Origin of the sequence: Kitasatospora sp. NPDC058218, assembly GCF_042882445.1 — a bacterium.
In the GTDB taxonomy this organism is placed as follows: domain Bacteria; phylum Actinomycetota; class Actinomycetes; order Streptomycetales; family Streptomycetaceae; genus Kitasatospora.
This window is the reverse complement of the sequence record NZ_JBHVWC010000091.1, coordinates 11,121-18,037: the sequence shown is the minus strand read 5'-3', so window position 1 is coordinate 18,037 and position 6,917 is coordinate 11,121. Positions and strand designations below refer to the sequence as shown.

Annotated in this window: 6 protein-coding genes; 4 read left to right on the top strand and 2 right to left on the bottom strand. The window is 76.0% G+C overall.

The annotated features are described in order from the left end of the window. Nucleotides 1-177: 177 nt before the first annotated feature. Nucleotides 178-1,401 carry a GNAT family N-acetyltransferase gene (locus tag ACFVYI_RS38730; protein ID WP_387894341.1) on the bottom strand — a complete coding sequence of 408 codons (1,224 nt, stop codon included), beginning with the start codon at nt 1,399-1,401 and terminating at the stop codon, nt 178-180. Between the two features lie 255 nt (nt 1,402-1,656). On the opposite strand from ACFVYI_RS38730, the gene ACFVYI_RS38725 reads away from it, so the two are divergent. The 3 genes from ACFVYI_RS38725 (at nt 1,657) to ACFVYI_RS38715 (ending at nt 5,008) form a co-directional block, all read left to right on the top strand. Continuing rightward, a complete protein-coding gene (locus ACFVYI_RS38725; RefSeq protein ID WP_387894339.1) occupies nt 1,657-2,142 on the top strand; it encodes a GNAT family N-acetyltransferase in 486 nt (161 codons plus the stop codon). A 162-nt stretch (nt 2,143-2,304) separates the two neighbouring features. Next, entirely contained in the window at nt 2,305-3,276 is a 972-nt protein-coding gene (locus ACFVYI_RS38720; RefSeq protein ID WP_387894337.1) for a CAP domain-containing protein, read from the top strand. Nucleotides 3,277-3,424: 148 nt separating this feature from the next. Further along, entirely contained in the window at nt 3,425-5,008 is a 1,584-nt protein-coding gene (locus tag ACFVYI_RS38715) for a sigma-70 family RNA polymerase sigma factor (protein ID WP_387894336.1), read from the top strand. A gap of 60 nt (nt 5,009-5,068) precedes the next feature. Here the strand turns inward: ACFVYI_RS38715 and ACFVYI_RS38710 are convergent, their stop codons facing one another. Continuing rightward, nucleotides 5,069-5,317 carry a hypothetical protein gene (locus ACFVYI_RS38710; RefSeq protein ID WP_387894334.1) on the bottom strand — a complete coding sequence of 83 codons (249 nt, stop codon included), beginning with the start codon at nt 5,315-5,317 and terminating at the stop codon, nt 5,069-5,071. A 388-nt stretch (nt 5,318-5,705) separates the two neighbouring features. Between ACFVYI_RS38710 and ACFVYI_RS38705 the strand changes: the two genes are divergently transcribed. Further along, nucleotides 5,706-6,806 carry a chemotaxis protein gene (locus ACFVYI_RS38705; RefSeq protein WP_387894332.1) on the top strand — a complete coding sequence of 367 codons (1,101 nt, stop codon included), beginning with the start codon at nt 5,706-5,708 and terminating at the stop codon, nt 6,804-6,806. The last annotated feature ends 111 nt before the right edge of the window (nt 6,807-6,917 follow it).

The window sequence follows — 6,917 nt, the reverse complement described above, 5'->3', positions numbered from 1 at the left end:
GCGTCCCCGCGCCGGGTGCCGCATTCCACCGCGCGGGTTACAAACGGCCCGGGGGGGGGGGGGGGTCGCCCCGGCGCCGCCGGCGCGCGCCACACGCCCGCAGGGGGCGAGCGGCCGGCCCGCCTCCAGCGGGCGGGGCCGGTGGAGGGCGGTGTGCCCCCGGTCGGTGTGCGCGGGTCAGAACCAGTGCAGGCAGTGCGGGGGGCGCTCGGCGCGGAAGAGGGCGTCGGCGAGCGTGGCCGCGCCCGGACGGTGGGCCACGACGTGTCCGGCACGGACGAGCGCGCTCGGAGCGGTGCCGCCGAGGTAGATCGAGCCCAGGTCGCTCATGTCCAGGGACAGGTCGGGCTCCCGGTCCGTCGGGACGCAGTCGCCCTTGCCGTCCCGGACGGTCAGCAGGTAGCGGCCGTGCTCGCCGAGGAACGGGTCGTCGACGTCGAGGACGAGCTCGCCGTCCGCGAACCAGCCGCGCGCGGTCAGCGCACGCGGGACGTCCAGCAGCCGCAGCCAGAGCGCGTCGTTGTCGTTGCTCACCTGGCCGGCGCGGAAGTCCGCGAGCTGCCAGCGCAGTGGGTGCTCGGGCGGGAAGTTCTTGAACACGACCTGGCCGACCAGGTCGTGTCCGAGCAGGAACCGGGTCAGGGCCGTGGCGGCGGCGTCGTCGGTGGCGACGGTCTCGTCGACCGTCAAGCTGTCGGCCTCGCCGCGCCAGTAGCTGGCGTACCCGGTCGGGACGCCGTCGGCGTCGCGGTGGACGGCCACGTAGCGCGGCACCGGAGCGACCGGGGGCAGCCCGCCGCCCAGGGCCCACCAGCGGTGCGGCCGGGACAGCGCGCCGGGCTGTGCGCGGCGGTACCGGTCGTAGACCTCCTCCAGGATCCCGCCGCACTCGGCACGCCGCAGCAGCTCGACCGAGCCGGTCGCCGGGGCGTCGGCCGCGCCGCGCGCCCGGGGGCGGGCGAGGGCGGCCTGGTGACGCGGCACCGTCAGCCGCGCCGCGTAGGTCGCCGGCCCGTAGCCGAACCTGCGGTAGATCAGGGCCTGGGAGGCCAGCAGGACGGAGAGGAACTCCCCGCGGGCCCGCAGCTCGGTGAGCTGATGCCGCATCATCGCGCTCAGCACGCCCTGGCGCCGGTGCGTGGGCAGCACGCCGACGGCGGTCACCCCGGCGGCCGGGACCAGGACCGCCCCGGGCAGGGTGAGCTCGAAGGAGTACGCGCCGGCGGTGCCGACGGGCCGCCCGTCCGCCGTCAGGGCGAGCAGGCTGCGGTCCATTTCGAGCGCCGACCACCAGGCCTTGGCGCCGCTCTCGGTCGGGGTTTCCCGGAAGCGCCCGAACGCGGCGAGGAGCGTGTCGACGAAGACGTCGAAGTCCTCGTCGGTCGTGGAACGGATCTCCATCGGTGCCGCTGCCTCCCCTGCATTTCGGCGCCACGAGGCATGGCGCCCGTCACAGTGCAGCGGTGCCGCGGTGCCACGTCAAACGAATTACGCGGGGAGCCGGCGCAGCCCGAGACCGCTCCGCCGCGTAGTGGGGCGGGCGGGGTTCTTGGCCGGACCGTCCATCTGCCGGGGCCCGACGGACCGTCATGCTGACGCGACAGCCGCAGCGGTCCACCACCGCGCCGCCGCCCCCACCCGACCCCGGAGGCCGAGATGACACCCCACACCGCCGCCACCGACGCCCGCTGGAGCGTCGGAGCGCCCGAGAGCACCGAGTTCGCCGCCTGGCGCGAGCTGTTCCGGGGGTACTGCGACTTCTACCGGGTGCCGATCCCGGACGCCAAGGCGGAGCTGGTCTGGTCCTGGCTCACGGACCCGGCGCACGAGCTGGAGGGCCTGCTGGTCCGCGACACCGACGGCACGCCGGTCGGTCTGGCGCACTACCGTCCGTTCGTCCGGCCGCTGCACGGCGCGGTCGCCGGGTTCCTGGACGACCTGTTCGTCAGCCCGGCCGTGCGCGGCGGCGGCGCGGTGGACGCGCTGCTCGCCCGGCTGAGGGCGATCGCCGCGGAGCGCGGCTGGAACGCCGTGCGGTGGATCACCGCCGACGACAACCACCGGGCCCGCAGCAAGTACGACCAGGTCGCCACCCGGACGATGTTCGTGACCTACGACATGGCGCCGGACGCCGCCGGCTGAGCGGGCTCCCGGAGCCCGGGCCCGCCGCCCCGAGCGGTCCCCGACAGGCTTCCGGGCCGGGGATCGGAAATTCGTTCGTACTTTCTGTTATCGGCGCGCCGCCGGAGGGTCTCCCAGGTGTCGGCACCCGGACCGGCCGACCCGAACAGGAAGTGTGCCCAGGTGAACAGCGAAGACAGGACGACCATCCTCCCCGCCGCCGGGGGCTCCGGCGGCGGGCGTGCGGCGCGCCGTGCGGCCGACCGGCACCGGGGTCGCGGCCGTCGTCGCCGGCGCGGCATCGGCCCGGTGCTGGCCGTGGCCGCCGCGGTGGCGGGCACCGGGGTCCTCGCCGCGCTCGGCGGCGCCGGGTACGTCGTCTACGGCGACCGGGACGGGCAGCGGACGGTGGCCCTCGACCCGCAGATCGCGGCGGAGGCCGGGGACCACAACGGGATCCAGATCCCCGGCGCCGGCGGCGTCGCCCCGGATCCGCTGCCCGCGCCCACCGACAGCCCGTCCGCCGGCGATCCGGCCCACGCCGCCTCCGCCGCCCCGACGCCCACCACCTCGACCACGGCCGGCCAGGGCCCCTCGGCCGGCGCCTCCACCGCGACCGCGTCCGGCCCGGCCACGGCGAGTGCGACGAGCGCCAAGCCGACCTCCGGCGCCACCCCGAGCACCTCCCCCAAGGCCTCGACGGGCGCCGCCGCGTCCCCGGGCCGGACCACCGCCGCCCCGGCGAGCGGCACCGCAGCCGGTGGCACCGCGGCCCAGTACGCCCAGCAGGTCGTGGACCTGGTCAACGCCCAGCGCGCCCAGCACGGCTGCGGACCGCTCACCGCCGACCCCCGGCTGGCCGCCGCCGCCCAGGGCCACAGCGAGGACATGGCCGCCCGCAACTACTTCGACCACGCCAGCCCCGAGGGCCGGCACGCCGACTACCGGATCGAGGCCACCGGCTACCGCTGGAGCAGCTGGGGCGAGAACATCGCCCGCGGCCAGAAGGACCCGGCCGCGGTGATGGACGCGTGGATGAACAGCCCCGGCCACCGCGCCAACATCCTGAACTGCTCCTTCAAGGAGATCGGCGTCGGCGTGAAGACCGGCTCCGGCGGCCCCTGGTGGACCCAGGTCTTCGCCTCCCCGTCCTGATCGCCGGCCCCCGGTCGAGCCCCTGGTCGAACCCCCGGTTTCCGACCCCCGGTTTCCGATTCTGCGCACATTGTTGTTATCTGAGCAGTTCCCCCAGGTCTCCGAGGAGGCAACGGCGGACGGATGACGGCAAGACGGAGTGCGGACCATGAACGTTGACGTGCAGAGCAGGACCGGGACGACCCTGGTGCTGGCGGCCCAGGCGGGCGACCGGCAGGCCCAGGAGGCGCTGGTCGCCGCCTGGCTGCCGCTGGTCTACAACGTCGCCGGCCGTGCGCTGAACGGCCATGCCGACGTCGACGACGTCGCCCAGGAGACCATGATCCGCGCGCTGGACGGCCTGGACGGGCTGCGCGACCCGGAGTCGTTCCGCTCCTGGCTGGTCGCGATCACCATGAACCAGGTCCGCCGACGGTTCACCGGTCAGCAGCAGAGCACGGTCGGCGGCCTCGACGAGGCCTGGGAGCTCGCCGACCCCCGGGCCGACTTCACCGACCTCACCATCCTGCGGCTCGGCCTCTCCGGCCAGCGCCGCGAGGTCGCCGAGGCCACCCGCTGGCTGGACCCGGACGACCGGGAGCTGCTCGCGCTCTGGTGGCTGGAGGCCTGCGGCGAGCTCACCCGGGCCGAGCTCGCCGAGGCCCTCGACCTGACGCCGCAGCACACGGCGGTCCGGGTCCAGCGGATGAAGAAGCAGCTGGAGGCGGGCCGGGTGGTGGTCCGGGCGCTCACCGCCTACCCGCGCTGCCCGGAGCTGGTCGAGCTGACCGCGGGCTGGGACGGCACCCCGGACTCGGTCTGGCGCAAGCGCATCGCCCGGCACATCCGGGGCTGCGCCGGCTGCGACGGGCTCGGCCGTGACCTCTTCCCCGCCGAGGGCCTGCTGGCCGGCCTGGCGCTGGTGCCGATCCCGCTGGACTCGCCCACCGGGCTGCAGCTCCAGGCCGCAGCCGCCGCGGCCACCCCCGGCTCGCCGACGGGCCCGGCCGGCGGACCGGGGAGCGGCGTCGGCGGTCCCGGCGGCCCCGGGGGCCGGTTCGGCCCGATCCGACGCCGGACCGCCGTCGCGGGCGGCGCGGCCGCCGTGCTGGCCGTCGCCACCCTCGCCCTGGTCTGGCCGCACCACCCCCAGCCCGAGCAGGCCGCACCCGAACCGACCACCCCGACCGCCGCGCCCGACACCCTGCCCGCGCCCGCGATACCCGCGCAGCCGCTGCCGGCGACGCCCGCGGGCGAGACCGCGGCCGCCCCGTCCGTGACGGCCCCGCCGACCCCGATCCCCGCCGAGTCGCCGGTGGCCGTCACGCCGCCGCCCGCACCGGCCACCGGACGCCCGGCCACGCCGCCCGGCCTGGAGCGCCAGCTGGTGGACCTCGTCAACACCGAACGCGCCAAGGTCGGCTGCGCGCCGCTGCGGATCGACCCCAAGCTGCACGCGGCAGCCCAGAAGCACACGGACGACATGGTGGCCCGCGCCTTCTTCGACCACGTCAATCCGGACGGCGCCCGGGCGGACGCCCGACTGTCGGCGGCCGGTTACCGCTGGTCACAGTGGGGCGAGAACCTCGACCGGGGGCCGAGCGCGCCCGGCACCGTGGTATCGCGCTGGATGGACGGCGGGATCCACCAGTCCAACATGCTGGACTGCGGCTTCAAGGACGTCGGCATCGGCGTGGCCACCGGCCCCGCAGGGCTCTACTGGACCCAGGACCTCGGGGCCCCGCTGGGCTGACCGCCGGGGCCGCCACGAAGACCGGTAGGACCGCCGGGGCGGAGCCGGACCCGGCCGCCGTCAGGAGGGCAGCCCGACCAGGCCGTCCGCCTGACCGGTCACATGGCCCGTCGCCTCGCCGACCACTCCGCCGGCGTCGCCGACCTGCCCCAGCACGGCGTCCGGCGCCGTGTTCGGCGTACCGCCCTGGAGCGGGCCGGCCAGGTCCCCCTGCCCGCCGATCGTGGCGGCGTGCGCGCCGGGAGCGGTCAGTGAGGCCACGACACCCACGGCGAGCGAGGCGACGGCGAGCATGCTGCGCTTCTTCATGCCCCGCCCAACGACGCTGCGCCACCCGGGTTACGGGCGGGTCGGCGGCTTCACTCCTTCTCGTCGGGAGGCACGGGCGGCCCCTCGCCCGGGTGTCGGGAAGACCCCGGTGTGCGGCGGCGCCCGGCACCGGGCACGGAGCCGTGTCGCGACCGAAGTCCGCGCCGGTCGAAGGGGCCTGACGCCGCCTCGGGCGGCGGGCGGGCCTCCCGATGGATCCGGTGCGCCCGATCCCACCTCGGATACGGACACCTTTTCGGTGGCGGCGGGCATAGGAGGGCGATTGGATGGGGAGGGGTGGGGAGGCAAATCCGGCAAAGCTGGCAAACCATAAGAGAATCTGATTCTGCCGAGCATGTCGAGGCAACCGCGACAAGAAAGGCATCCGATGCACGCAGCCGAGCTCACGCCTGCCGTCCTCGCCGAGCTGCGCCGCCACCGGCGCTACCCGGCCGTCTCCGTCCTGCTGCCGACCCACCGCAGCGAGCCCGACAACACGCAGGACCCGGTGCGCCTGCGCAACCTGATCGCGGAGGCCAAGAACCGGCTGCACGCGGACGAGGCCGTCTCCCGGGCGGACCGGCTGGACGTGGTCGACCAGCTGGACCGGGCCCTGCGGGAGGTCGACCTGGTGCACGCCGAGGACGGTCTGGTGATCTTCGCGGCGCCCGGCGAGCACCAGGTCTGGTCGCTGCCGCGGACCGTCGCCGCCCGGGTGGTGTTCTCCGAGACCTTCCTGACCCGCAACCTGGTCTCCGCCTACACCGCCGGCGCGCCCTACTGGGTGCTGACGGTCGCCGCCGACCGGGTCGCGCTGTTCGGCGGGACGGGGCCGCGGCTGGTGGAGCACACCGGCGGCGCCTTCCCGCTGGACCAGGTCGGCCCGGACTGGGACGTCGAGCGCAAGGAGCGGATCGGCGACGTCCCGAGCACCTTCCGCGACGAGGAGACCCGCCGCTTCCTGCGGGACGCGGACACCGCGCTGGCCGCCGTGCTGGAGGCCGACGCGCGCCCGCTGTACGTGCTCGGCGAGGCCGCCGCGCTCGCGCTGCTGGACGAGGTGGGCACCGCCGTGAAGCGGGCCAGCGCCCAGGTGGCGCGCGGTGGCCTCGGCCACGCCGCGGCGGCCGCCGTCGCCGAGGCCGTTCGCCCCACCGTGGCGCAGCAGGAGCAGCAGGCCGTCGCCGAACTGCACGCCCGGCTCGACTCGGCCCAGAGCGTCAAGGCGCTCGCCGCCGGCATCGACGAGGTGTGGCAGAGCGTGAGCGAGGGCCGGGCCGCCCTGGTGGCGGTCGAGGAGGACTACTGGGAGCCGGTGCGGGTCACCGACAGCCACCTGGTGCCCGCCGCCGCGGGCGAGCCGGACGTGCGCGACGACATGGTCGACGAGATCGTCGAGCGCGCACTGGACACCGGCGCCAAGGTGCAGTTCGTCCCGGCCGGCGAGCTCGCGGGCCGGGGCCGGATCGCCGCCGTCCTGCGCTACTGACCACCGCCTGCCGCGGGCCCGGCCGCGCTTACCCGCCGGGCCCCCGCCGGTGGCCGGGGGCCCGGCGGCCGGCCCCGCCCCCGGGTCACCCCCCGCTCGGCGCCCGGGTAC

Coding starts and splice junctions, on each gene's coding strand:
- ACFVYI_RS38730 (WP_387894341.1), bottom strand. CDS start 1,401: ATGGAGATCCGTTCCACGACCGACGAGGACTTCGACGTCTTCGTCGAC.
- ACFVYI_RS38715 (WP_387894336.1), top strand. CDS start 3,425: ATGAACGTTGACGTGCAGAGCAGGACCGGGACGACCCTGGTGCTGGCG.
- ACFVYI_RS38725 (WP_387894339.1), top strand. CDS start 1,657: ATGACACCCCACACCGCCGCCACCGACGCCCGCTGGAGCGTCGGAGCG.
- ACFVYI_RS38705 (WP_387894332.1), top strand. CDS start 5,706: ATGCACGCAGCCGAGCTCACGCCTGCCGTCCTCGCCGAGCTGCGCCGC.
- ACFVYI_RS38710 (WP_387894334.1), bottom strand. CDS start 5,317: ATGAAGAAGCGCAGCATGCTCGCCGTCGCCTCGCTCGCCGTGGGTGTC.